Genomic DNA, 23,541 nt, shown 5'->3' with positions numbered 1-23,541 from the left:
GGGCGCACGGCCCGAAGGCGAGCATAGGGCAATTCCCATCCGCCTCCCCGGGGCCAGCGGCTAGCGTAGACGACAAGCCTGAAGCCGAGCCGACGGCGTCACGTCTCGGGCCGGCACACTTCGAGAAGAGGACCCTGACGATGGCCGACGATCGGAACGACGACCGGGACCCGGACCGCGACGACGACGAGCTCCGGGACATGCTGAACCAGTTCCTGTCGGGGGACGGCGCATCGATCGACCCGAGCCGGCTGGCCGGCGCCGCCGGCCTGCCGAACGACCCGGCCAGCATCCAGGCGCTGCTCGGGCAGCTGCAGAACGCGCTGATGAACCCGGGCGGCGGCATCAACTGGGACATCGCGGAGCAGCAGGCGAGGCAGCTCGCCGCCGACGGCGCCCACACCGTCACGCCCGCCGAGCGCGCGTCGCTCGACCAGGCCTTCCACGTCGCCTCGCTGTGGCTCGACGAGGCGACCGGCGTCGCCGGGCTGAGCGCGTCTCCCGAGCTGATCGGCCGCGCGGAGTGGGCCAGGCAGACCATGCCGCTCTGGACGCAGCTGGCCGAGCCCGTCGCGCTCAGCATCTCCGACGCGCTCACGCAGGTGCTCGCCGAGCAGGCCCCGGAGGAGATGCAGGCGATGCTGCAGAACGCCGGCCAGGTCATGCGCTCGATCGGCGGCGCCCTGTTCGCGATGCAGCTCGGCCAGGTGGTCGGGCAGCTGTCGAAGGAGGTCGTCTCGGGCGGTGACATCGGCATCCCGCTGCTGCCGGACGGCGCTGCGGCGCTCATCCCGCAGAACGTCGCGGAGTTCGGCGACGGCCTCGACATCCCGGACGACCAGATCCAGCTCTACCTCGCGGTGCGCGAGCTGGCCCACGCCCGGCTGTTCCGGCACGCCAAGTGGCTGCGACTGCAGCTGATCACGCAGATCACCGCGTTCGCGAAGGGCATCAGGATCGACACCGACGCCCTGGAGTCGCTCGCCGAGAACTTCGACCCGTCGAACCCGGAGGAGCTGCGCGAGGCCATGGTCAGCGGCCGTCTCATCCCGCCGCGCACCGAGGAGCAGCAGGAGGCGCTCGCGCGCCTCGAGACCGTGCTCGCGCTGGTCGAGGGCTGGGTCGACGTGGTGACCGCGAACGCGACCCGGCTGCTGCCGCGCGCCGACGCCATCGCCGAGACCGTGCGGCGGCGCCGGGCGTCCGGCGGCCCCGCGGAGTCGGCCTTCGCGACCCTGGTCGGACTGGAGCTGCGGCCCCGCCGCCTGCGCGACGCCGCGGCGATGTGGCGCGCGGTGACGGACGCGGTCGGCATGGACGCGCGGGACGACCTGTGGTCGCACCCGGACCTCCTCCCCCAGTCGTCCGACCTGGACGACCCGTCGGCGCTGGTCGCCCGGCTCACCGCCGCCGCCACCGGCCAGCCGCCGGAGCAGGACGAGTTCGACCAGGCCATCGAGGACCTGCTGCGGGAGGACCGCGACCGGCCGACGGAGTAGCCGCCGCCCGGCCTGTGGATAAGGCCGGAACGCGGACCGGGATGCGGCAGGATGCCGGAATGGTGCTGCTGCTCGACCCCCGCCTCCCGCGCGTCTGGCGCACGCCGGAGTCCGTCCAGTTCGGCGTCGACCGGCCGGCGCTGGTGCTCGACGACGTCACGGCGGCGGAGGAGCGCATGCTCGCCGCCCTGGGCGACGGCGTGACCCGGCGCGGGCTGGAGGTGATCGCGCTGCGGTCGCGCGCCTCCCGGTCGGAGGTCGCCGCCCTGCTGCAGAAGGTCGCGCCGATCCTCGTCGAGCCGGCCCCTCCCGCGCCCCGCCCGGCGCTCGTCGTCCTCGACGGCGCCGGTCCGACCGCCGCGACGGTCCAGCGGCTGCTGACGGACGCCGGGGTCGAGGTCCGCGGCGGGCTGCGGTGGACGGACCCGGCGGTCGACCGTGCGCATGCTGCCGTGCTCGTCGCCTCGTACGCGGTCGAGCCGCAGCGCCATGCGCGCTGGCTGCGCCGCGACATCCCGCACCTCGCCGTGGTCTACTCCGACGGCGGCGTGACCGTCGGGCCGATGGTCCGGCCGGGCAGCGGGCCGTGCCTGCGCTGCGTCGACCTGCACCGCACCGATGCCGACCCGGCGTGGCCGGCGATGGCGACCCAGCTGCACAGGCGGTCGCCACCCGGCGAGACCGCCGTCTCCGCCGCGGCGGCGGCCGCCCGTGCGGCGGCCGAGCTGCTCGCCGCGTCGGCGCCGCGCCCGCGGGCGATGGTCGGCCGCAGCGCGCACCTGCCCTCCGGCGCGACCGAGTGGATCAGCCGCGACTGGGAGCCGCACCCCGCGTGCGGCTGTCTCGGCCCTCCGCCGTGACGGCCGGGCGCAGCTCGCCGAGGAACCGCGAAGGCTGCCGCAGCGACGGCCGTCCCGGCTGGTTGCCGCGCGCCGACCAGCTGAGCCGGAGGCGCCGCCGCGCGCGCGTGATGCCGACGTAGAGCAGGCGCCTTTCCTCGTCCACCTGCTCGAAGGTGGTCGCATAGCTGATCGGCACGAGCCCCTCGCTCAACCCGACCAGGTATACCGACGGCCATTCGAGGCCCTTCGCCGCGTGCAGGGTCGCCAGGGTCACCGCCGACATCGTCGGCTCGTGCTGGCCGGCCTGCCGCGCGAGCAGCTCGTCGGTGAAGCCGCGCAGCGTCTGCCCGGTCGGCTGCTCATCCACCAGGCCCATGATCGCGTTCAGCGACTCCCAGCGCTCGCGAACGGCGCCACGGCCCTCTGGGGGCTGCACCGACCAGCCGAGCGAGCGCAGCACGTCGCTGACCGACTTGAACAACGGGTCGTCGGTGGCCGCGAGGCTCGCCGCGCGCAGCGACATGATCGCCTGGCGCACCTCCGGGAGGTCGAAGAAGCGCTTCGACCCGCGGATCTGGTAGCTGATCCCGCGGTCGCCGAGGGCCTGCTCCAGGGCGGCGGCCTGCACGTTGACGCGATAGAGCACCGCGATGTGCTCCGGACGCGCGCCCGCGGCGAGCTCCGCCGCGATCTGCTCGGCGACGGCGCGGGCCTCCGCCCTGTCGTCCTCGTAGGCGGCCGGTTCCGGCACCGGCTCGGCGGCCTCCGGCGTGTGCGAGGTCTCGGCGGGGCGGAGGGTGAGAGCACCTGACCGGCCCCGCATCAGCCGGTTGGCCGCGTCGATGACAGGCGCGGTCGAGCGGTAATTCTGCTCCAGTCGCAGCACGGTGGCCCCGGGGTGCTCGCGCTCGAAGCCGAGCAGGTAGTCCGACCGGGCACCGGCGAACGAGTAGATGGTCTGGCTGGCGTCGCCGACGACGCACAGGTCGGTGCGCGTCCCGAGCCACAGGCCGAGCAGCTGGTGCTGCAGCGGGGAGACGTCCTGGTACTCGTCGACCACGAAGAACCGGTACTGCTCGCGCACCTGCAGCGCGACCGCCGGCTCGCTCTCGATCATCCCGGCGCAGGCGAGCAGCACGTCCTCGAAGTCGATCTGCTTGCGGTCGTCCTTCAGGTCCTCGTACCGCTGCAGCAGGTCGGCGACCTGCTCGGCGGAGAGCGAGCCGGGCGTCGGCCGGCCGGCCGCGGTGTACTGCTCGACGCTCAGGCCGGAGACCTTGCGCCACTCGATCTCGGCGGCCACATCGCGCAGGGTCGCGGTGTCCACCTTCAGCTTGAGGGTCTCCGCCGCCTGCCCGAGGATGCGCCCCTTGCCGTCGAGCACCGACGGGAGCTGGCCGCCGACGACCTGTGGCCAGAAGTAGTTCAGCTGCGCCAAGGCGGCGGAGTGGAAGGTGCGGGCGGAGACTCCCCCGGCGCCCAGCTGGCGCAGGCGGCCGCGGAGCTCGGCCGCGGCGCGGCTGGTGAACGTGAGCGCCATGACGCGGTTCGGCGCATATGCGCCCGACGCGACGCCGTAGGCGATGCGGTGCGTGATGGCGCGGGTCTTGCCCGTGCCCGCGCCGGCGAGGATGCAGACCGGGCCGAACAGTGCCTCGGCGGCGACGCGCTGCTGCGCGTCGAGGCCGGCGAGGAGCGCGTCCGGGGTCGCCGGAACGCCCAGCGCGGCGCTCACGGCGCCGGCGGCTCGTCGAGCGGGCCGCCGTACCAGTCCTCGATCAGGGCGCGCGCGATCGACGAACGACCGGGCAGGATGATCTGCTCGCGCGCCTCCCAGAGCTGCTCGCGGCTGAACCAGCGCAGGTCGAGGATCTCCTCGCCGTCTGGGTCGAGCGCCGCGGCCTCCTGGTCGTCGGCGAGACGCGCCGTCATCCCGACCATGACCGACGCGGGGAACGGCCACGGCTGCGAGCCCTTGTAGCGGGCGTCGACCACGCGGATGCCGGCCTCCTCGAACATCTCGCGAGCGACCGCCGCCTCGAACGATTCGCCCGGCTCGACGAACCCGGCGAGCAACGAGTAGCGGGAGTTCTCCCACATGGCGTTCGAGCCGAGCAGCAGCCGGTCGTCGGCGTCGAGCACGGCGACGATCACCGCGGGGTCGGTGCGCGGGAACACCTCGGAGCCGTCCTCCAGACAGCGGCGCACCCATCCCGCCTGCTCCACGACCGTCGGCGTCCCGCAGCGCGGGCAGTGCGTGTGCGTGGCGTGCCAGTTCGCCATCGCCAGAGCCTCGGTGAAGAGGCCTGCGTCGCGGTCGCTCAGCGCGGTCGCGACCGTGCGCAGGTTGCCCCAGCGCGCCTCGTCGGGTTCCAGCTCCTGCGCTGCGGCGTCGGTGAGCACCTCGAGCACGACCGCGGTGCCGGCCGGCTCGGTCTCCGTCGCGACGAGCGTCCGGCCGAGGTAGACACGGATCAGCGCAGAGGTCACCCGCTCGACCGGCAGCAGGTCGAGGGCGGCGGGACCGGCGTCCGGGGCCGACCAGCCGTCGGCTGCGGGGGTCGCGGCGGCGATGCTCGCCGGAGTCAGCAGCGCCCGGCCCTTCCACAGCGCGAGCACGCGCGTGGACGGCTCGCCCCACAGTTCGTCGAACAGCGCGGGACGCGAGCGCGCCGCGTGGTCGCGATCCGTCGCGTGCCGGGACAGCGGCAGCGCGGCGAGCGGCAGAGCGGGGGCGGGAGCGGACGACATCGAGGTCCTTTCGGGGCGTGGCGGACGGCCGTCGCAGGGCGGTTTGATTAGCCTAGGTGCATGGCCAGATCCCATCTCACTCTAGCCGCGCTGGCCACCTCGGCCGTCCCGGGCCTGGACGTCTCCGGCGCCCGCGCGTACAGCCACGGCGGTGCGGGCGAGTTCGACTCCGCGCTGCTGAACACGAGGGACGGCTCCACCGTGATCGTGCGCGTGCCCACCTCGCAGGTCGCCGAGACCGAACAGAGCGCAGACCTGGTGGCGCTCCGCGCGCTGACCACCGGGATCCGCAGCAGGCTTCCCTTCGACGTTCCCCGGTACCTCGGCCAGGCTCCGGTCGGCGGGACGCGCGCGGTCGTCTACGACTACCTCCCCGGCTCGCACATCGCCGTGGAGGAGGTTCCGCCCGGAGACGGGCTGGCCGGCTCCATCGGGCACGCCATCGCCGCCATCCACGCGCTCCCCACCGCGTTCGTCGGCGAGGCCGGCCTCCCGGTCATGTCGGCGGCGGAGTGCCTCACCGCGGCCACCTCGGTCATCGAGTCCGCCGCCTCCACGGGTCTCCTGCCCGTGGCGCTGCGCGACCGCTGGCGCGACGCCGCGGCCGACCACTCGATCTGGCAGTTCCAGCCGACGGTCATCAACGGCTCCCTCACCGCCGACTCGTTCCTCGTCGAGGACGAGGCCGTGACCGCCGTGCTCGGCTGGTCGGCGCTGCGCGTCGGCGACCCCGCCCGCGACCTGCACTGGCTGCTGGCGATGGACCCCGGCGCCACCGACGGCGCGCTCGGGGCCTACGCCTCCCGGCGGCAGGTCGCCACCGACCGGCAGTTCACGCAGCGCGCCATGCTGTACGCGGAGCTCGAGGTCGCGCGCTGGCTGCTGCACGGCCGCGAGGTGCGCGACCAGCACATCGTGGACGACGCCGTCGAGATGCTCGACGGCCTGGTCGACCGTGTGCACAGCAACGCGATGAACCCGCTCTCGACCGCGACCGGCCCGATCATGGCGGTGAACGATGTCGAGGCCATGCTCGACCGCACCCCCGGCGACCGCCCGGACGGCTACCGTCGCTCCGGCGGCATGAAGCCGGTGGCCGACGACCAGAGCGACGTCAGCTCCTCCTCCGCGTAGAGGCGCTCCGGCCGCACCACGCGGTCGTCGGCGACGAAGTAGAAGACGGCGTCGATGCGCTCCGGGTCGATTCCCGCGTAGCGCGCGAACGCCAGCCGGTACAGCGCCAGCTGCAGCTGCTTGCGCTCGAGGTCCTGCGCGTCCCGGGGCGCCTTGCCCGTCTTCCAGTCGACGATCTGGAAGTCGTGCTGACCGTCGTCCGCCCGGTAGACCGCGTCCAGCTTGCAGACCACGACCTGGCCGGCGAGCGTGATGTGGATCTCCAGCTCGACCTCTTCCGGCTTCCGTCCCGACCACTCGCTGCGCTCGAAGGTCGCCTTCAGCTCGTCGAAGCGCTCGGCCTCCAGCACGTCGCCCGCCGGATCGTCCAGCTCCGGGCCGTAGGCGTCGAGCACGTCGGCGCTGCCGACGACCGTGCCGAACCGCTCCTCCACCCAGTGGTGGAAGAGGGTGCCGAGCCTGGTCTGCCGGTACGGCCGCTCCGGCATCGGGCGACGGAGGGAGGCGGCGACCGCGGCGGGATCGCTGATGTAGTCCTTGAACCGCGAGGCCGGGATGCGCGCGGGCAGCTCGACGAGACCGGCCTCTTCGGAACGCCGGGCGCGCTCGGCGAGCAGCAGGTCGAGGTCGCGGGCGTACACGCCGCCGTCTCCCGCGCCGTGCTCTCGCGCCCTCCGGACGGCCTCCGCCGCCGCCTCCACGCGGGTGCGGCGGGCGCCGAGCGGGTCGAGCGGCCAGGTGACCGTGGACGCGCTCAGCGCGAGCGGGTTCTCGTCCGGCTCGTCGCAGTCGGGGAAGGCGTCCTCCGGAAGGAGCCCAGCCGCCTGCAGCTCGAGCAGGTAGGCGCCGGGGCCGCGGGGCCGGGTCTGGGTCGACCAGTACGAACCGGTCAGCAGCAACCGGCGCCGGGCGCGCGTGACGGCCACGTAGATGAGGCGGCGCTGCTCGTCCAGGTGACGGGCGAGGTTCTCCCCCTCGAACGCGGCGATGGAGTCGTTCACGTCCTTCTGCGTCTCCGCCGTCCGCCAGGCGATCACCGGCAGCTCGGCCGAGTCGCCGCGGAACTCGTTCGGCAGCTGCCCGAAGGCCAGCCAGCCCTTCCTGCTCTGCGGCGGCCCCGGCAGCTCGCCGTCGACCAGGCGCGGGATGGCGACGACGTCCCACTCCAGCCCCTTCGAGCCGTGGATGGTCAGCACCTGCACCGTGCCCGGCTCCGGGTCCTCGCTGCGGGGCGCGAGGTTGTCGCGCTGCTCCGCCTCGGCCAGCCAGGAGAGGAAGGAGCCGAGCGTCGCCTGGTCGTCGGCGGCGAGGTACGAGGCGACCTGCTCGGCGAACGCGTCGAGGCTCGCCTGGCCGAGCTGCGCGGTCTCGTTGGCGGCGACCTCGATGTCGAGCAGCAGCTCCTGCTGCACGAGCGTGACGAGGTCGAGCAGGTCGAGCCCGGCTCGCGAGCGCAGGTGGTCGAGCCGGCGGCCGGCGTCGCGCATCCGCTCCAGGCCCTCCGCACTGAACGCCTGCAGCCGGCCGTGGCCCTCCGGCGCCTCCACCACGAAGTCGAGCGCGTCGACGAGGGAGGCGGACTCCTCCCCCGCCACGGACCGCCGCAAACGGTCGCGCAGTTCCGGGTCGAGCTTCTGGTGCCGGTGGTCGCGCTCGGCGAGCCAGGAGGCCACGTCGCGCAGGGCGGCGATGTCCTTGGGGCCGACGCGCCACTTCGCACCGGTGAGCAGGCGGATCAGCTCGGAGCCGGCGGTCGGGTCGTGCATGACCCGCAGCGCGCTGACCAGGTCGGCGATGACGGGCTGCTCCAGCAGCCCGCCCAGCCCCAGCACGTGGTACGGGATGCCGTGCCGGGCGAGCGCGCTCGTGAAGACGTCCACCTTCTTCAGCGACCGGCAGAGCAGCGCCGCGCTCGGGGGCGCGCCGGCGTCGTCGCGCTCGCGCAGCCGCCCGCCCAACCAGCGGGCGACCGACTCCGCCTCGTCGGCCACGGTCTGCTCGAACACGGCGGTCAGCTCGCCCGCGACCGCGCCCGGCCGCGGCTGCAGCCGCTCGACGTGCACCGGGGAGGCCGCCGTCAGCGGGGCGACCAGGGCGTTGGCCGCATCGAGCACCCGGGTCGGATTGCGCCAGCTCGTGCTCAGCGCGTACTCCTCGGCGCCGTCGCGCTCCCCGGTGAAGTCGAGCGAGAACCGGCCCAGGTTCGCCGCGCTCGCACCGCGCCAGCCGTAGATGGACTGGTGCGGGTCGCCGACCGCCATCACCGGACGGCCGGCGAAGAGGCGCGACAGCATCCTGGTCTGCACGACGGACGTGTCCTGGTACTCGTCGAGCAGCACGACGCGGTAGCGGCGGCGGTAGTCGGCCACCACCTCCGGCAGCCGCTCGCACACCGCGAGGGCGAGGGCGACCTGGTCGGAGTACTCCACGAAGCCGCGGCGGCGCTTCTCCTCGTCGAACGCGCGGGCGAGATCGAGCAGCGGAGGGAGCGAGCCGACCGCGTCGACGGCGGAGCGGACGGACGCGTAGACGTCCTTGACCCGGCCGTTGCCCGTGGGCAGCTCGGCGATGCGCGCGAACTGTTCCACCATCCGCTCCACGTCCCCCGCCTCGGCCACGTTCTCGCTCAGCGCGCGGCTGAGCGACACGACGGCGCTCGTCACGGCCTCCACGCCGCGGTCGAGCTCGACGAGGCGCTCGTCCGTAGAGCTCACCACGAGCCGCCGGGCCAGCTGCCATGCCGACGCCTCGCTCAGCACCGCCGACTCCGGCTCGCGGCCGATCAGCAGCGCGTTCTCGCGGAAGATGGCGTTCGCGAAGGCGTTGTAGGTCGCCACCTCCGGCGCCTCGAACGGGTCGAACTCCACGTCGGTCACACCGGAGGCGACGAGCTGCTCGATGCGCGTGCGGATGCGGCCCGCGAGCTCACCCGCCGCCTTGCGCGTGAAGGTGAGGCCGAGGATCTCCGGCACCCGGACGTGCCCGTTGGCGAGCAGCCAGACGACGCGGTTCGCCATCGTCTCGGTCTTGCCGCTTCCGGCCCCCGCGACGACGATCGCCGGACGCAGCGGCGCCTCGATCACCGCCTGCTGCTGCGGCGTCGGGATGGGCAGGCCGAGCGCCTCGGCGATCTCGGCGGCGCTCAGCGCACGCGCCGGCCGCCCGCGCTCCTGCTCGGTCTCCTCCTGCAGAGAGAAGGCCTGCTCGACCAGGTCGAGGTCGGCCTGCTCGGTCGCCCACACCAGCAGCCCCTCATCGTCGATGTGCGTCGCCTCGTCCGTCATGCTCCTCCTCCCGCACTGACCGCCGGCACCAGGTGGATGCGGTACTCGTACGACCCGTGCGGGTCGCGCTCGCCCAGGTCGACGACCCCCGCGAAGGTCGCGGCCGCCATCCCCTCGGCGGCCGCGGCGACGCGCTCGCGCAGCCGCTCCAGCCGCTCCTCGTCGACGCGGTCCTGCGCGACCTCGCGGTAGCCCTTCCCGCGGACCCCCTTCGCGACGAACAGCAGCTTCGCCCCGCCGGAGGTCAGACCCTCCGCCTGCTCGATCGCGCCGTGCTCCATCGCGAGCTGGTAGGCGCCCAGCTGCGCGTGTTGCTCCGCCTCGGCCGCCGTCGGCGTGCGGTTGCCGGTCTTCAGGTCGACGATGACCACCGTGCCGTCTGGAGTGCGCTCGACCCGGTCGATCGTGCCGCGCACGAGCGCGCGGCCGATCCGCAACTCGAAGGAGCCCTCCGAGCCGAGCAGGGTGCCGCCGGCGCGCTCGAAGTCGCGCAGATACTCGGAGACGCCCGCGGTGAGCGTTCGCGTGCGCCGGCGCTCCTTCTCCTCCAGCCACGGCGACTCGAAGGCCAGCTCGCCCCAGCGGCGCTCGATGCCGCGCCAGAGCCGCTCGACGCTGAGGTCACGGTCGTCGCTGGTGCTCGCCTCCTCCATCACGGCGTGCACGACGGTGCCGATGCCGGCCGCGAGCCCGCTCGGCGAGGCCGCCATGGTGTCGACGAACCAGGCGAGCGGGGATTTCTCGAAGGTCTCCAGCCGCGAGGGCGAGACGCGCACGACCGCCTCCGGGTCGTCCAGGTCGACGAGCGGGTCGGTGGTCGACGGCGCGAGCAGCCCGTACCAGGATGACGGGTCGGCGCCCTCCACCTCGGCGTCCGCGAGCCGCGCGAGCGCCTCTGCTGCGTCCGGCGCTCCCGTGGTGACCAGCCGGCGGCGCAGCCGGCCGACCATGCCGCGCAGCGAGAGGGGATGGGCGCCGTCGTCGGCGTCGTCGACCGCGAGGTCGCCCGCCAGCCGTAGGAAGGGAGAAGGCTGCTCGTCGTCGTTCGCCGTCGCGGTGAGCAGCACCTGGCCGCGGGCGCGGGAGATGGCCAGCGCGAACATCCGGAGCTCGTCGCCCAGCACCTCGGCTCTGGCGTCCTCGGTCTCGGTGGTGCGGCCCTCGATCGCGTCGGCGAGCTCCTGCGGGTGGAGGAGGGAGCCGCGCAGCCGGAGGTTCGGCCACACGCTCTCCTGGAGGCCGGCGACCGCGACGACCTCGAACTCACGGCCGATCGTCGCGCTCGGAGTGCAGACGAGAACGGCGTCGCCGGCGGTGCCGGGGGCGAGCGTGTCCTCCGGGACCTCGGCGCCGAGCAGCTCGACGACGAAGTCGGCGGCCGGCCGTTCCGGGTAGCGCTCGACGAAGCGACGAGCAGCGGTGAACAGCGCGACCACTCCGTCGAGGTGGCGGTTGGCCTCGTCCGCGACGATGCCGGTGCGCTCCGAGTGCTCCAGCCAGCGCCCGGCGAGTCCGCTGCGCTCCCAGACGTGCCAGAGCAGCTCCTCGATGGAGGCGCCCTGCGCCGCCTTCTCGCGGCCGGAGCGCAACGTCTCGGCCAGCCGGCCGGCGCGCCGGGCGGGGGCGGCGTCGATGGTGGCCAGGTGCGCGGGATGCTGCAGCGCCTCCACCAGCAGCTCGTCGCCCGGGCGGTTGCCGTCGCCGGCGAGCTCCTCCTGGCGCAGTGCGAGGCGCAGCCGGCGCAGGCTGACGCTGTCGAGGCCGCCGAACGGTCCGAGCAGCAGCTCGGTGGCGACGATCGGGGTGAGCTCGATGGTGCCGAGCTGAACGCCCGCGACGGTGATCAGCTGCCGCGCCGCGAAATCGTCGCGCAGCGGACGGCCGGCGATGCTCGTGGTCGTCGGCACCTCTGCGACCGCGAGGGACCTGGCGAGCGCGGGGACATGGGCGCCGGACCGGACGATCACCGCCATGTCGCTCCACGGCACGCCGTCGAGCAGGTGCCGCTCGCGCAGCTTGCGGGCAAGCCTCGACGCCTCGGCGGGGCCGGACACGGCGATCAGGCGCACGACCTCGGGCGGGCGCCCTGCCGCATCGGCGTCGTCGGCGGGCTCCGGGCGCCCGGCGGCCGCCATGCGCTGCACTCCGGCCGCAGCGGTGCCGATGCGCTCCGTGGCGCGCGCGGTGAGCTCGCGCAGCGCGGGCGTCTGGCGGTGCGCGGTGGTCAGCACGAACCGGGAGACCGGGACGCCCAGGCGGGACTCCAGCTGGCCGAGCGCGGTCGCCTGGGCGCCGCGGAAGGTGGTGGACGCGACGTCCGGGTCGCCGAACGCGATCACCGCGACGCCGCGCTCGGCGAGAGCGCGCAGCAGCGTCAGGGTGGCGACCGTGGCCTCCTGCAGGTCGTCGACGAAGACGGCGCGCAGACGGTCGAGGGAGCTGCCCTCCTGCACGACCGTCACGGCCGACGCGATGAGCTCGGCCGAGTCGACGAAACCGCCGCGGTAGCTGTCGACGACGAGCTGGTACTCCGCGATGAAGCGGGCGGCGGCACGCCACTCGTCGTGGCCGGTGATCGCGCCGAGCTCCGAGAGCCGGGAGGGGCCGATCCCGCGCTCGGCGCAGCGCGCCATCAGCTCGCGCAGCTCGGTGCGGAAACCGCGGAGGGCGCGCACCTCGTCCACCAGCGGCTCCGGCCAGTGCGGACCCGTCCCGTCCTCCATGTGGCCGCTGAGGAGCTCGGCGATGATCTGGTCCTGCTCACCGCCTGTGAGCAGGCGAGGCGGCTCCGCGCCCAGGCGACGGGCGCGCTCCCCCACCAGCTGGAACGCCAGCGAGGTCGCGGTGCGGGCGAGCGGGCCGTTCGTCGGCACTCCGAGCCGCAGCGCGATGCGGTCGCGCAGGGCCGTCGCGGCGGTGCGCGAGGCGCTCAGCGCGAGCACCTCCTCCGTCGCGTACCCACGCTGCGCGACGCGCTCGGCGACGGCCTCGACGAGCACGGTCGTCTTGCCGGTGCCCGGCGCGCCGAGCACCGCGGCGGACGCGCCGTCGGCCAGCAGGAGCACCTCCACCTGCGCCCCGTCGAGCTGCGGGACGCCGGCGGACGCGGCCCGTGCCGGTCGCATCCGGAAGCCTCGCGTCGTCATGGTTTTCACGCTATCGGCGTCCGCCGACAGAGAACGCGAGCGGGGGCCGCGAGCCGTGTGCCGTAGTCTGAACTCACACCCGCCGGTCAGACTCGAAAGGCACCACAAGTGGAGATCCGCATCGGAATCGTCAACGCCCCTCGCGAGCTCAGCTTCGAGTCGTCGCAGTCCGCGGAGGAGCTCGCCGCGCAGGTCGAGTCCGGCCTCAGCAGCGGCACCGGCGTCCTGAAGCTGACCGACGACAAGGGCCGGCTGTACGTGGTCCCGACCGCGGGCGTCGCCTACATCGAGATCGGCACCGAGGAATCGCGCCGCATCGGCTTCGTCGGCTAGCCTCCCTCTCGTGGAACTGCTCTTCGTCGTCCTCGGCGGGGCCATCATCGGCCTGGCCGGGCGCTATCTGCTGCCCAACCGCCACACGCACGGGTCGGTGCTGATACCGGCCGTCGGCGTCGCCGCGGCGTCCATCCTGTGGGTCGCCCTCACCTGGGCCGGCCTGAAGTGGGACGGCGGCTGGATCTGGTGGATCACGCTTCTCGGCACGGCCGCGATCGTCGCCGTCGCCGACATCGTGATCGGCCGCGTCCGCTCCACGGCCGACGACCGCATGCTCCACACGCTGGCCCGCGGGGCCGTCGCCCGCTGACCCCGTCCGCGACTGCGCCCGTTGGGAACATCTGCGGGCGCGCGCGCAGGCGCAGAAGTTCCGAACGGGCGCACTCGCGCGCAATCGTCAGGCCGTGAGGCCGAGGGCGTCCATCCGGCGCGTGTGTGCGGCGATCAGCTCGGTGAAGATGGGCTCGATCCGCTCCTCGTCGGTGGCGCGGTTGCCCGACAGGTGCAGGGCGGAGCGCGCGACCAGCAGCGTGTCGCCGACCAGCCGGCGCCCCCACATCGCCAGACGCGAGGCCAGCTGCGGGTCTGCGGCGATCTCGCCGCGCAGCACCTCAAGCACGCCCTCCTGTCCCGACTCCGAGCCGAGCAGGTGGGCGATCCGCGGACCGACGTCGCCGGGCAGGCCGGCGGCGAGGCGGATGAAGAAGTCGTCGAGCAGGCCGCCCGTCACCAGTGCCGACAGCAGCGTCTCGCGCCAGTCGGTCCCGACGATCAGCTGGCTGAAGCCCTCGATCTCGTCGGCGAACGGCTTCATCGCCTCCGCCGGGTCGTCGCCGCGACGGCGCAGCTCCGCCACGATGCCCTGGTGCTTCGAGAGCGCGTGGCCGGCCGCGGCCGAGATCAGGCTCTTCGCGCGCAGGTCCGCCGCCTCGGCGGCCACGCGCGACAGGGTCTCGAACTGCTCCAGCTGGAGGTAGGCGGCCTGACCGAGGTACGGCACGGGCTCCGGCATCACCTCGTGCAGGTCCACCCGCACGGTCGCGACCGGACGCCGCGGCGTCAGTCGCGGCAGCTCGACAGCGGGCCGTCTCCGGGTGAACCAAGTTGACACGCTCAGCAGTGTATCGGGACCGTCCAGTAGGCTTGGAACGCCGTCGGCACTGGATCGACGGCCTCACGCCTGCGGCACGGACAGGGCGTGAACACTCCGACCCAATCGACAGGCAATCACCCAGTGACTTTCTCAGAACTGAACATCGACCAGGACATGGTGGACACGCTCGCGGCCAAGGGCATCGTCGAGCCGTTCCCCATCCAGGCGCAGACCATCCCGCTGGCCCTCACCGGCCAGGACATCATCGGCCAGGCCAAGACCGGCACCGGCAAGACCCTCGGCTTCGGCCTCCCCCTCATCCAGCGACTCGGCCTCGACCCGGAGCCCGGCGTGAAGGCGCTCGTCGTCGTCCCCACCCGCGAGCTCGCCATCCAGGTCTACGAAGACCTCGAGCTCGCCGCGGCCGGCCGTCCGACCGCCATCGCCAGCATCTACGGCGGCAAGGCCTACGAGGGTCAGATCGCGCAGCTGAAGGCCGGCGCGCAGATCGTCGTCGGCACGCCGGGCCGCCTCCTCGACCTCGCCGGGCAGCGGATGCTGAACCTCGACAACGTGCAGGAGATGGTGCTCGACGAGGCCGACAAGATGCTCGACCTCGGCTTCCTCGCCGACATCGAGAAGCTCTTCGCGCAGACGCCGCCCACCCGCCACACGATGCTGTTCTCGGCGACCATGCCCGGCCCGATCGTCGCGCTCGCCCGCCGCTTCATGACGCGGCCGGTGCACATCCGCGCGTCCGACCCGGACGAGGGCCAGATCCAGGCCAACATCAAGCACCTGATCTACCGCGCGCACTCGCTCGACAAGGACGAGGTGATCTCCCGCATCCTGCAGGCCGAGGGCCGCGGCAAGACCGTGATCTTCACGCGCACGAAGCGCGCCGCCGCCAAGCTCGTGGAGGAGCTGAACGACCGGGGCTTCAACGCCGCAGCCGTGCACGGCGACCTCAACCAAGAGCAGCGCGAGCGCGCGATGGCCGCGTTCAAGGCGGGCAAGAAGGACATCCTGATCGCCACCGACGTCGCCGCCCGCGGCATCGACGTCGACGACGTGACGCACGTCATCAACCACACCATCCCGGACGACGAGAAGACGTACCTCCACCGCGCGGGCCGCACCGGCCGCGCCGGCAAGACCGGCATCGCCGTGACCTTCGTCGACTGGGAGGACCTGCACAAGTGGGCCCTCATCAACAGGGCGCTGGAGTTCGGGCAGCCGGAGCCGACCGAGACCTACTCGTCGTCGCCGCACCTCTACACCGACCTCGACATCCCGCAGGGCGTGAAGGGCCGTCTCAAGCCCACGCCCGCCGTCAAGGCGGCCGGGACCACGGGCAGCCAGTCCGCCCGCGGCGGCCGCAGCGACTCCACCGGTCCCGACGGTGGCGAGCGCTCGGGCAGCCGGCGCCGTCGCACCCGCGGCGGGTCCGGCCAGGGCGGTGCCGAGCACGCCACGACCGAGGGCGCTCCCGCGACCTCCGCTGAGGGCGCCGACGGCGGCGAGCCGAAGGCTCCGGCCGCCGGCACGCACGACGGCGGCGGGTCGCAGCACCGCGACGGCAACAGCGCTCCGCGCCGTCGTCGTCGCCGCTCCCGCGGCGGCTCCCCCGCCACGCCCGCCAGCTGACCCGGGGCACTCCCCCAGGCCAAGAGCTCCTGAGTTTTTCGACCGATTCCGCAAGAAGAGGTCGGAAAACTCAGGAGCTCTTGGTGTTGGAGTCCGGGTGGGAGGGGTCAGTACCAGTGCGGGTCGCGCGCGAGCCACTTGCTGAGGGCGGCGCACGGGGAGCCGTAGACGCTGTTGATGTAGTTCAGACCCCAGTCGATCTGCGTGTTGGCGTTCGTCATCCAGTCGGGGCCGGCGCTCGACATCTTGCTCGGCGGGAGCGACTGCGGGATGCCGTAGGCGCCACTGGAGGTGTTGAGGGCGTTCGCGCGCCAGCCCGACTCGCCGTTCCACAGCCGGATCAGGCAGTTCATCTGATCGCCGCCCCAGCCGTACCCGCCGATGCGGCTGGCCGCATAGGCCTGCGCTGCGGCCGGGTCTACCACCATGCCCGGGGGCGGCGCGACCCCGTCGGCCCCTCCGCCGGAGTTCGCGGCCTGCTCGGCCACCTGCCTCGCTGCTTCGCCCTCGGCGTACTTCTGCTCGACGGACGCCTCGGTGTTCTTGAGGGTCGCCAGCTGCGCGTACAGGGTGGTGGCGTGCTGCTTCTGGTCGGCGAGCTGCGCGTCCGCCGACTGCTTCGCCGCGACCGCGACGTCGTAGGCCTTCTTCGCGTCGGTGGCGAGCTGGTCGCGCACCTTCTCGGCCGTCGTGGCCTGCGCGCTCAGCGACGCCGCGAGGTTCTTCTGCGCGCTCGCCTGCGCGTACAGGGAGCTCGCCCGCTGCCCCAGCCGGGACAGTGCGCCCAGCTGGTATAGGAGCGAGTCCGACTTCTGCGCGGTCGGGCTGAGGAACAGCCGCACCGAGACGGTGGAACTGCCGGAGCGGGTCAGCTGCTCGGCGAGCGCACCGCTCTGCGACTTGAGCTCGTCGGCCTTCGCGGAGGCGTCCGCCGCGCGCGTGGCCAGGTCATCGGCCTTCTGCGTCGCCGTCTGAAGGGCCGCCTCCGCCTGCCCGTACTCGCCGAACCGCTTCACCGCGAGGTCGCCCGCGGCGTTCGCGGCGGTCTGCAGCGCCGTCAGGATGCCGTTGATCCGGTCCACCTCGGCCTGGGCCGCCGACGCGTTGGCTTTCGCGGCCTGCACGTCGTCCCACGACGGGTACGACGGGTCGGCCTGCGCGGGGGCCAGCCCCGCCGAGAGGACCAGGGTCGCCGCGAGGGCGGCCGCGACCGCCGAGCCTCGCCAGAACCGTCTCACTCACGCACCTCGCTTCCCGATCCCCGGGCACCAGGCTACGTGCTGGCCGGCGCTCAGCCCGAAAGCGGCCAGCGCCTGTCGCGACTTCGTCACCGGATCCGGACGCGGTCGAGCGTTCAGGCGGGCGGCCGGTCAGGCGGTCAGGCGTAGAAGGGTGCCGCGCCGGTCGCCTCGGCGAGCATGGCGTCGACGACGGCCGGGTCGGTCGTGTTCTCGCCCAGCCGGTTCGGCTTGCCAGCACCGTGGTAGTCGCTGGAGCCGGTGATCTTGAGTTCGTACAGCCCTGCGAGGTGTCGCAACCAGGAGGTCGCTTCGCGGGTATTCTCCCGATGGTCGAGCTCCAGACCGAACAGACCGGCTTCCTTGAGGCGCCACAGCCGGTCCTCCGGGATGACGCGCGAGCGCCCTCCCGTCGCCGGGTGTGCCAGCACAGGCAGTCCGCCTGCGCCGCGGATGAGCCGGACCCCCGTCAGCGGGTCCGGAGCATAGTGCGGCTGGAAGTAGCCGCTGCGCCAATGCAGGATGCCGGCGAACGCGGCGCTCCGGTCGCTGGCGAGCCCGCGCGCCACCAGGGCGTCGGCGATGTGCGGGCGCCCGACCGTCGCCCCCTCCGTCGCCTGGGCGAGCACGTCGTCCCAGGTGATGTCGTAGTCCTCGGAGATGCGGCGCACCATGTCTTCTGCGCGCCGCATCCGACCCTCCCGGATGCGCTTGGTCTCGGCGACCAGCGCGGCATCCGTCGGGTCGAACAGGTAGCCGAGCATGTGCACGCTGGCGAACTCGATGCGCGTCGACAGCTCCATGCCCGGGATGACGGTCACGCCGGAGCGCACCGCCTCGGCCGCGGCGTCCGCCCAGCCCGCGGTGGAGTCGTGGTCCGTGAGCGCCACCGTCCCGAGGCCCGCCGCGGCAGCCGACCGGACCAGCTCCGCCGGCGTCTCGGTGCCGTCGGACACGCTCGAGTGGGTGTGCAGGTCGACGGGACCACGGAACCGTCGCGCATCAGCCATGCTGACCATCCTAGGAGGGGCCGGCCGCGCACGGCCCCCGGCCGGAGCACCGGGTGGAAGAATGGACGCCATGTCCTCCCAGTCGAGCACCCCCACCTCCGCGCCGGCGACGGACGCCGCCGTCGCGACGACGACCGAGACCCCGGCGGCCGCCGAGACCGACCAGGCGCCCCGCGCGACGCAGAACCGGTCCACCACTCCGGGCTCGGACGCGTTCCGCGAGTACATCGGCAGCGGGTGGGCGGAGCATCCCGAGGTCATCCCGGAGCCGCGGCGGCAGGCGCAGTACGCAGCCGCGCGGCGGGCGCGCGTATCGGAGCTGTTCCCCGGCAAGCGCCTCATCGTCCCGGCCGGGAGGCTCAAGCAGCGCTCGAACGACACCGACTTCCCCTTCCGCGCCCACTCGGCCTTCGCTCACCTGACCGGCTGGGGCTCCGACTCCGAGCCGGGCAGCGTGCTCGTGCTGGAGCCGACGGCGGACGGGCACGAGGCCACCCTCTACTTCCGCGAGCGCGCCGGGCGCGACTCCGACGAGTTCTACGCGAACCCGGAGATCGGCGAGTTCTGGATCGGCCCCCGACCGTCGCTCGCGCAGGTCGCCGGCGACCTCGCGCTCGCCACGCGCGGCATCGCCGACGTGCGCCAGGTGCTCGACACGGTCGACGGCGACACCCTCGTGCTGCGCGAGGCCGACCCGGCCATCACCGACGAGGTGGACGCCGCCCGGATGCTGCTGTGGGACGACACCGACGGCGACCGCGACCCGGAGGACCACGCCGAGGACGACCGGCTCGCCCGCGACCTCTCCGAGCTGCGGCTGGTGAAGGACGACTTCGAGGTCGGCGAGCTGCGCGCAGCGGTCGCCGCGACCGCCCGCGGCTTCGACGACGTGATCGCCGAGCTGCCGCGCATCACGACGCACCCGCGGGGCGAGCGGCTCGTGGAGAGCGTCTTCTACGGCCGCGCCCGGGCCGACGGCAACGCGGTCGGCTACGACACGATCGCGGCGAGCGGGCCGCACGCCTGCATCCTCCACTGGACCCGCAACGACGGCCCCGTGGTGCCCGGCGACCTCATCCTGATGGACGCCGGCGTGGAGCTCGACACGTATTACACGGCCGACATCACGCGCACCTTCCCCATCGACGGGACCTTCGGCGAGACGCAGCGGCAGGTGTACGAGGCGGTGCTGGAGGCGGCCGACGCGGCGTTCGCGATCGTGCGTCCCGGCATCCGGTTCCGCGAGATCCACGCCGCCGCCATGGCCGTGATCGCCCGCCGGACCGCCGAGTGGGGGCTGCTGCCCGTGACGGCCGAGGAGGCCCTGGAGCCGGAGAACCAGCAGCACCGCCGGTACATGGTGCACGGGACGAGCCACCACCTAGGACTCGACGTGCACGACTGCGCTCAGGCCCGCCGCGAGCTGTATCTCGACGGCGTGCTGGAGCCGGGCATGGTGTTCACGATCGAGCCGGGCCTGTACTTCCAGCCGGACGACCTGACCGTGCCGGAGCGCTTCCGCGGCATCGGCGTGCGGATCGAGGACAACATCCTGGTCACCGAGGACGGCGCCGAGAACCTCTCCGCCGCCATCCCGCGCACGCCGGACGACGTCGAGTCCTGGGTGCGCCGCCTCTCCCAGCGCTGACCCCTGCCGCTGAGGTGCTCGTAGACGTCGCGCCGACCGGCGTGTCGGCGACACCTGCGAGCACCTCAGCGGAGGGTCAAGCGGAGGGTGGCGCCGGCGGGAGGTCGTCGGACGGCGGGGACGGCGGGGCCGGCGCGGCGGGCGGGGCCGGCGGCGGGTCGGACGGGTGCTGCGGCTGCGCGGGCGGCGTCCAGCCGGACGCCGGCGCCGCCTCGGCCGGCGCCTGGGCGCCGCCACCGGCGAGCAGGTTGCGCGCGCGGTTGCCGAGGTCGGAGTCGACCAGCACCGAGTAGCTGGTCGCGATCACCTGCTGGATGGACGTGAAGTCGCGTCGGCGACGGTTCACCGCGTAGGTGACGATGCCCCAGAGCATGCCGAAGCCGGCGCCGATGAGCAGCGCCGCGAGCACGAAGCCGAGGCTCACGGTCGGCGAGAAGATGATGAGCAGCAGGCCGAAGAAGATGCCCAGCCAGGCGCCGGAGGCCGCACCGGCCAGCGCGACGCGGCCCCAGGTCAGCTTGCCGGTCACGCGTTCGACGCTCTTCAGGTCGCTTCCGACGATCGAGACCTTGTCGACCGGGAAGTCGGCGCGCGCAAGGACGTCGACCGCCTCCTGCGCCTGCGGATAGCTCTCGAAGGTGGCGACCACCTCGCCCCGCGGCAGGGTCGGATAGAGGAGACGGTTGCGCCCGTTCAGCTGCCCAGGTGTGCTCATCCACCCATTGTTCCATTCCGGGCTCGCGCGTGGCACGGGAATCAGCTGCCGTTCACCGGTGAGGGCTTAGGTTTGTCTCGTGACTTCGACCAGAGTTTTCGTCGCCCGCCTCGCCGGCACGACCGTGTTCGACCCCGTCGGTGACCGGGTCGGCAAGGTCCGCGACGTGCTCGTGGTGTACCGCAAGAGCGATCCGCCGCGCGTCGTCGGACTGATCGTCGAGATCCCGGGCAAGCGAAGAGTGTTCCTCTCGATCGGCCGCGTGACCAGCATCTCCAGCGGCCAGATCATCACCAGCGGGATCATCAACATGCGCCGCTTCGAGCAGCGCGGCGGCGAGGTGCGCGTCATCGCCGAGCTGCTCGGCCGCAAGGTCGTCTTCGCCGACGGCACCGGTGAGGCCACGATCGAGGACGTCGCGATCGAGGAGACCGGCACAGGCGACTGGGCGGTCAGCCAGCTGTTCGTCCGCAAGCCCAAGACCGGCGCCTCCCCGTTCGCCAAGGGGGCGACGACGTTCGTCGCCTGGAACGAGGTGCGCGAGAAGCAGAAGCGCGGCGAGGCGCAGTCCGCCGAGCAGCTGATCGCCACCTACTCGGAACTGAAGCCCGCCGACCTCGCGAACACCCTGCTCGACCTGCCGCAGGAGCGCATGCTGGAGGTCGCGGAGGAGCTCCCCGACGACCGCCTCGCCGACGTGCTGGAGGAGATGCCGGAGAGCGAGCAGGTGCAGATCCTCGCGAAGCTCGACGACGACCGTGCCGCCGACGTGCTCGACCAGATGCAGCCGGACGACGCCGCCGACCTCATCGCGCAGCTCTCCGACGAGCGCGGCGAGCACCTGCTGGAGCTGATGGAGCCGGAGGAGGCGGAGGACGTCCGCATGCTCCTCAGCTACAACCCCGACACCGCGGGCGGCCTGATGACGACCGAACCGATCATCGTCTCGGCCGACGCGACCGTCGCGGAGGGCCTCGCCCTGATCCGCCGGCACGAGCTCGCCCCTGCGCTCGGCGCCGCCGTCTGCGTCACGCTCCCGCCGTACGAGCCGCCGACCGGCCGCTTCCTCGGCGTCGTGCACTTCCAGCGGATGCTGCGCTACCCGCCGCATGTCCGTCTCGGCACCCTCCTCGACCCGGGGCTCGAGCCCGTGACGGCCGACACGTCCGCCGCCGAAGTGTCCCGCATCCTGGCGTCGTACAACCTCGTCTCCGTCCCCGTGGTCGACGACAAGCACCGTCTCGTCGGGGTGGTGACCATCGACGACATCCTCGACTACCTGCTCCCCGACGACTGGCGAAGTCAAGACGAGGACGACCCCGTGAAACACGCGGAGCCGTCCGACGAGACCGGCAGCATCCGCGTTGTGAACGGAAGGAGGGGCGGAAGTGGCACGAGGTAGGCAGGACACGGGGCTCGACGCCCCGAAGGGCCTCCGGACGCCGGTGCTCCGGCGGGACAACGTCGAGTCGCGCGACCGGTTCGGGCGGTTCACCGAGTGGATCGCGCGCGCCATGGGCACGCCCTGGTTCGTGCTCGGGCTGACGATCTTCGTGGTCGCCTGGATGGGCTGGAACACGCTGGCGCCCAACTCGTGGCGTTTCGACTCGGCCGCACTCGGCTTCATCGCGCTGACGCTCGTGCTGTCGCTGCAGGCGTCGTATGCGGCCCCGCTCATCCTGCTCGCGCAGAACCGGCAGGACGACCGCGACCGCGTGCAGATCGAGCAGGACCGGCAGCGTGCGGAGCGCAACCTGGCCGACACCGAGTACCTGGCGCGCGAGGTCGTGGCCCTGCGCCTGGCGGTCAAGGACATGGCGACGAAGGACTTCATCCGCGCGGAGCTGAGGTCGCTGCTCGAGGACCTCGAGAGGAGCGACGCGGGCGAGGGCGAGCAGGCCCGTGCCTGAGGCCGCTCTCGCCGAGGCGGTGCGGAGCGCGCTGGCGTCCGTCCTCGATCCGGAGATCCGCAAACCCATCACCGAACTCGACATGGTCGGCGACGTGGCGGTGGATGCGGACGGCCGCGCGAGCGTCGCCGTCAAGCTGACCATCGTCGGCTGCCCGGCGGCGGACGCGATCGAGCGGGATGTGCGCACGGCGACCGCCGCGGTCCCCGGGGTGACCGGGGTCGCGGTGGACGTCTCCGTGATGACGCCGGCCGAACGGCGCGCCCTCACCGAGAAGCTGCGCGCCGGGCGGCCCGCCCGAGGGCAGCAGTTCGGGCCTGACTCGCTCACCCGCGTCTATGCGGTGACGAGCGGCAAGGGCGGCGTCGGCAAGTCGACGCTCACGGCCAACCTCGCGGTGGCGCTGGCGGAGCGCGGCCTGCGGGTGGGGATCGTGGATGCCGACGTGCACGGGTTCTCGATCCCCGGCATCCTCGGCCTCACCGACGCCGACGGGGTCGCGCCCCGGCCGACGCGCGTGGACGACATGATCCTGCCGCCCGTCGCGTACGGCGTGAAGGTGGTGTCGATCGGGATGTTCGTCGACTCGGCGTCCGCCGCGGTCGCGTGGCGCGGGCCGATGCTGCACCGCACCATCCAGCAGTTCCTGTCGGACGTGTTCTTCGGCGATCTGGATGTGCTGCTGCTCGACCTGCCTCCCGGCACCGGGGATGTCGCGATCTCGGTCGGGCAGCTGCTGCCGGGCGCCGAGGTGCTCGTCGTGACGACGCCGCAGCCCGCGGCCGCCGACGTGGCGGAGCGCAGCGGCGTGGTGGCCCGCCAGACCGGCCAGAAGGTCATCGGCGTGATCGAGAACATGGCCGGGCTGGTGCAGCCCGACGGCAGCGTCCTCGACCTGTTCGGCTCGGGCGGCGGCGCCGAGGTGGCGCGGCGGCTGTCGGCCGGGCAGGACGAGGAGGTGCCGCTGCTCGCGAGCGTGCCGCTCAGCATCCCGCTGCGGGCCGGCGGTGACGCGGGGGCGCCGATCGTGGTGACCGACCCGGCCGACCCGGCCGCGGCCGCGATCCGCGCGGTCGCGGAGCGCCTCTCCACCCGCCCGCGCGGCCTCACCGGCCGCAAGCTGGGCCTTTCCCTTCGCTGAGGTGCTCGAGTGGTGACATCTCGTCACGACCCGGCCGGGGAAACCCCGATTACTCACGTTTCGGGGTCAGGCTGGGGGTTCTACGGCTCGGGCCAGGAGTTCGGTGAGGAGGCGGGTGGCCAGGGGGCGCGGGAGGGCCTCCACGAG

At 73.1% G+C, this 23,541-nt stretch carries 18 protein-coding genes; 10 read left to right on the top strand and 8 right to left on the bottom strand.

Going from position 1 to position 23,541, the window contains the following annotated elements; all coding sequences use genetic code 11:
- The first annotated feature begins 140 nt into the window (after positions 1-140).
- Positions 141-1,499, top strand: coding sequence for a zinc-dependent metalloprotease (locus HNO83_RS14250; protein ID WP_175338192.1), 1,359 nt, complete (start codon positions 141-143; stop codon positions 1,497-1,499).
- 59 nt (positions 1,500-1,558) lie between these two features.
- Entirely contained in the window at positions 1,559-2,359 is an 801-nt protein-coding gene (locus tag HNO83_RS14245; protein WP_175338191.1) for a hypothetical protein, read from the top strand.
- Here HNO83_RS14245 and HNO83_RS14240 read toward each other — a convergent pair.
- Positions 2,304-4,076, bottom strand: a complete 1,773-nt coding sequence (locus HNO83_RS14240) for an ATP-dependent helicase (protein WP_175338190.1) — start codon at positions 4,074-4,076, stop codon at positions 2,304-2,306. The genes HNO83_RS14245 and HNO83_RS14240 overlap by 56 nt on opposite strands.
- Positions 4,073-5,092 (bottom strand): NAD(+) diphosphatase, encoded by a 1,020-nt coding sequence (gene nudC / locus HNO83_RS14235; protein ID WP_175338189.1) that lies wholly within the window; start codon positions 5,090-5,092, stop codon positions 4,073-4,075. The genes HNO83_RS14240 and nudC overlap by 4 nt, the downstream gene beginning before the upstream one ends.
- Before the next feature lie 60 nt (positions 5,093-5,152).
- On the opposite strand from nudC, the gene HNO83_RS14230 reads away from it, so the two are divergent.
- On the top strand, positions 5,153-6,226 hold the full coding sequence (locus tag HNO83_RS14230; RefSeq protein ID WP_175338188.1) for a phosphotransferase: 1,074 nt from the start codon (positions 5,153-5,155) through the stop codon (positions 6,224-6,226).
- Here HNO83_RS14230 and HNO83_RS14225 read toward each other — a convergent pair.
- Both HNO83_RS14225 and HNO83_RS14220 read right to left on the bottom strand, forming a co-directional pair.
- Entirely contained in the window at positions 6,157-9,510 is a 3,354-nt protein-coding gene (locus HNO83_RS14225; RefSeq protein WP_175338187.1) for an ATP-dependent helicase, read from the bottom strand. The genes HNO83_RS14230 and HNO83_RS14225 overlap by 70 nt on opposite strands.
- Positions 9,507-12,656 (bottom strand): ATP-dependent helicase, encoded by a 3,150-nt coding sequence (locus HNO83_RS14220; RefSeq protein ID WP_175338186.1) that lies wholly within the window; start codon positions 12,654-12,656, stop codon positions 9,507-9,509. The genes HNO83_RS14225 and HNO83_RS14220 overlap by 4 nt, the downstream gene beginning before the upstream one ends.
- 108 nt (positions 12,657-12,764) lie before the next feature.
- Between HNO83_RS14220 and HNO83_RS14215 the strand changes: the two genes are divergently transcribed.
- Both HNO83_RS14215 and HNO83_RS14210 read left to right on the top strand, forming a co-directional pair.
- Positions 12,765-12,989, top strand: a complete 225-nt coding sequence (locus HNO83_RS14215; protein ID WP_175338185.1) for a DUF3107 domain-containing protein — start codon at positions 12,765-12,767, stop codon at positions 12,987-12,989.
- A gap of 10 nt (positions 12,990-12,999) precedes the next feature.
- Positions 13,000-13,302, top strand: coding sequence for a hypothetical protein (locus HNO83_RS14210; protein ID WP_175338184.1), 303 nt, complete (start codon positions 13,000-13,002; stop codon positions 13,300-13,302).
- A gap of 87 nt (positions 13,303-13,389) precedes the next feature.
- Here HNO83_RS14210 and HNO83_RS14205 read toward each other — a convergent pair whose 3' ends face one another.
- The gene (locus HNO83_RS14205) at positions 13,390-14,103 is read right to left on the bottom strand and encodes a ferritin-like fold-containing protein (protein ID WP_175338183.1); all 714 of its coding nucleotides are present in this window, start codon (positions 14,101-14,103) and stop codon (positions 13,390-13,392) included.
- A gap of 123 nt (positions 14,104-14,226) precedes the next feature.
- Between HNO83_RS14205 and HNO83_RS14200 the strand changes: the two genes are divergently transcribed.
- On the top strand, positions 14,227-15,732 hold the full coding sequence (locus tag HNO83_RS14200) for a DEAD/DEAH box helicase (protein WP_175338182.1): 1,506 nt from the start codon (positions 14,227-14,229) through the stop codon (positions 15,730-15,732).
- A 107-nt stretch (positions 15,733-15,839) separates the two neighbouring features.
- Here the strand turns inward: HNO83_RS14200 and HNO83_RS14195 are convergent, their stop codons facing one another.
- Together HNO83_RS14195 and HNO83_RS14190 are read right to left on the bottom strand one after the other, a co-directional pair.
- Complete coding sequence (locus tag HNO83_RS14195; protein WP_175338181.1) at positions 15,840-16,970, bottom strand: coiled-coil domain-containing protein; 1,131 nt, start codon at positions 16,968-16,970, stop codon at positions 15,840-15,842.
- 140 nt (positions 16,971-17,110) lie between these two features.
- On the bottom strand, positions 17,111-17,980 hold the full coding sequence (locus tag HNO83_RS14190) for a PHP domain-containing protein (protein ID WP_175338180.1): 870 nt from the start codon (positions 17,978-17,980) through the stop codon (positions 17,111-17,113).
- A 61-nt stretch (positions 17,981-18,041) separates the two neighbouring features.
- Between HNO83_RS14190 and HNO83_RS14185 the strand changes: the two genes are divergently transcribed.
- On the top strand, positions 18,042-19,628 hold the full coding sequence (locus HNO83_RS14185; RefSeq protein WP_175338179.1) for an aminopeptidase P family protein: 1,587 nt from the start codon (positions 18,042-18,044) through the stop codon (positions 19,626-19,628).
- Between the two features lie 76 nt (positions 19,629-19,704).
- Here the strand turns inward: HNO83_RS14185 and HNO83_RS14180 are convergent, their stop codons facing one another.
- The gene (locus HNO83_RS14180; protein WP_175338178.1) at positions 19,705-20,343 is read right to left on the bottom strand and encodes a YflT domain-containing protein; all 639 of its coding nucleotides are present in this window, start codon (positions 20,341-20,343) and stop codon (positions 19,705-19,707) included.
- A gap of 79 nt (positions 20,344-20,422) precedes the next feature.
- On the opposite strand from HNO83_RS14180, the gene HNO83_RS14175 reads away from it, so the two are divergent.
- Genes HNO83_RS14175 through HNO83_RS14165 form a run of 3 tightly spaced genes read left to right on the top strand, consistent with a single transcriptional unit; the run spans position 20,423 to position 23,394 of the window.
- Positions 20,423-21,745 (top strand): magnesium transporter MgtE N-terminal domain-containing protein, encoded by a 1,323-nt coding sequence (locus HNO83_RS14175; RefSeq protein WP_175338177.1) that lies wholly within the window; start codon positions 20,423-20,425, stop codon positions 21,743-21,745.
- Entirely contained in the window at positions 21,732-22,253 is a 522-nt protein-coding gene (locus tag HNO83_RS14170) for a DUF1003 domain-containing protein (protein WP_175338176.1), read from the top strand. Before HNO83_RS14175 ends, HNO83_RS14170 begins: the two co-directional genes overlap by 14 nt.
- Positions 22,246-23,394 carry an Mrp/NBP35 family ATP-binding protein gene (locus HNO83_RS14165; protein ID WP_175338175.1) on the top strand — a complete coding sequence of 383 codons (1,149 nt, stop codon included), beginning with the start codon at positions 22,246-22,248 and terminating at the stop codon, positions 23,392-23,394. The genes HNO83_RS14170 and HNO83_RS14165 overlap by 8 nt, the downstream gene beginning before the upstream one ends.
- The last annotated feature ends 147 nt before the right edge of the window (positions 23,395-23,541 follow it).

The organism is Leifsonia sp. C5G2 (assembly GCF_013359685.1).
GTDB lineage: Bacteria > Actinomycetota > Actinomycetes > Actinomycetales > Microbacteriaceae > Leifsonia.
The sequence above is the reverse complement of the archived record's forward strand: the minus strand, read 5'-3'. Positions and strand labels throughout refer to the sequence as shown.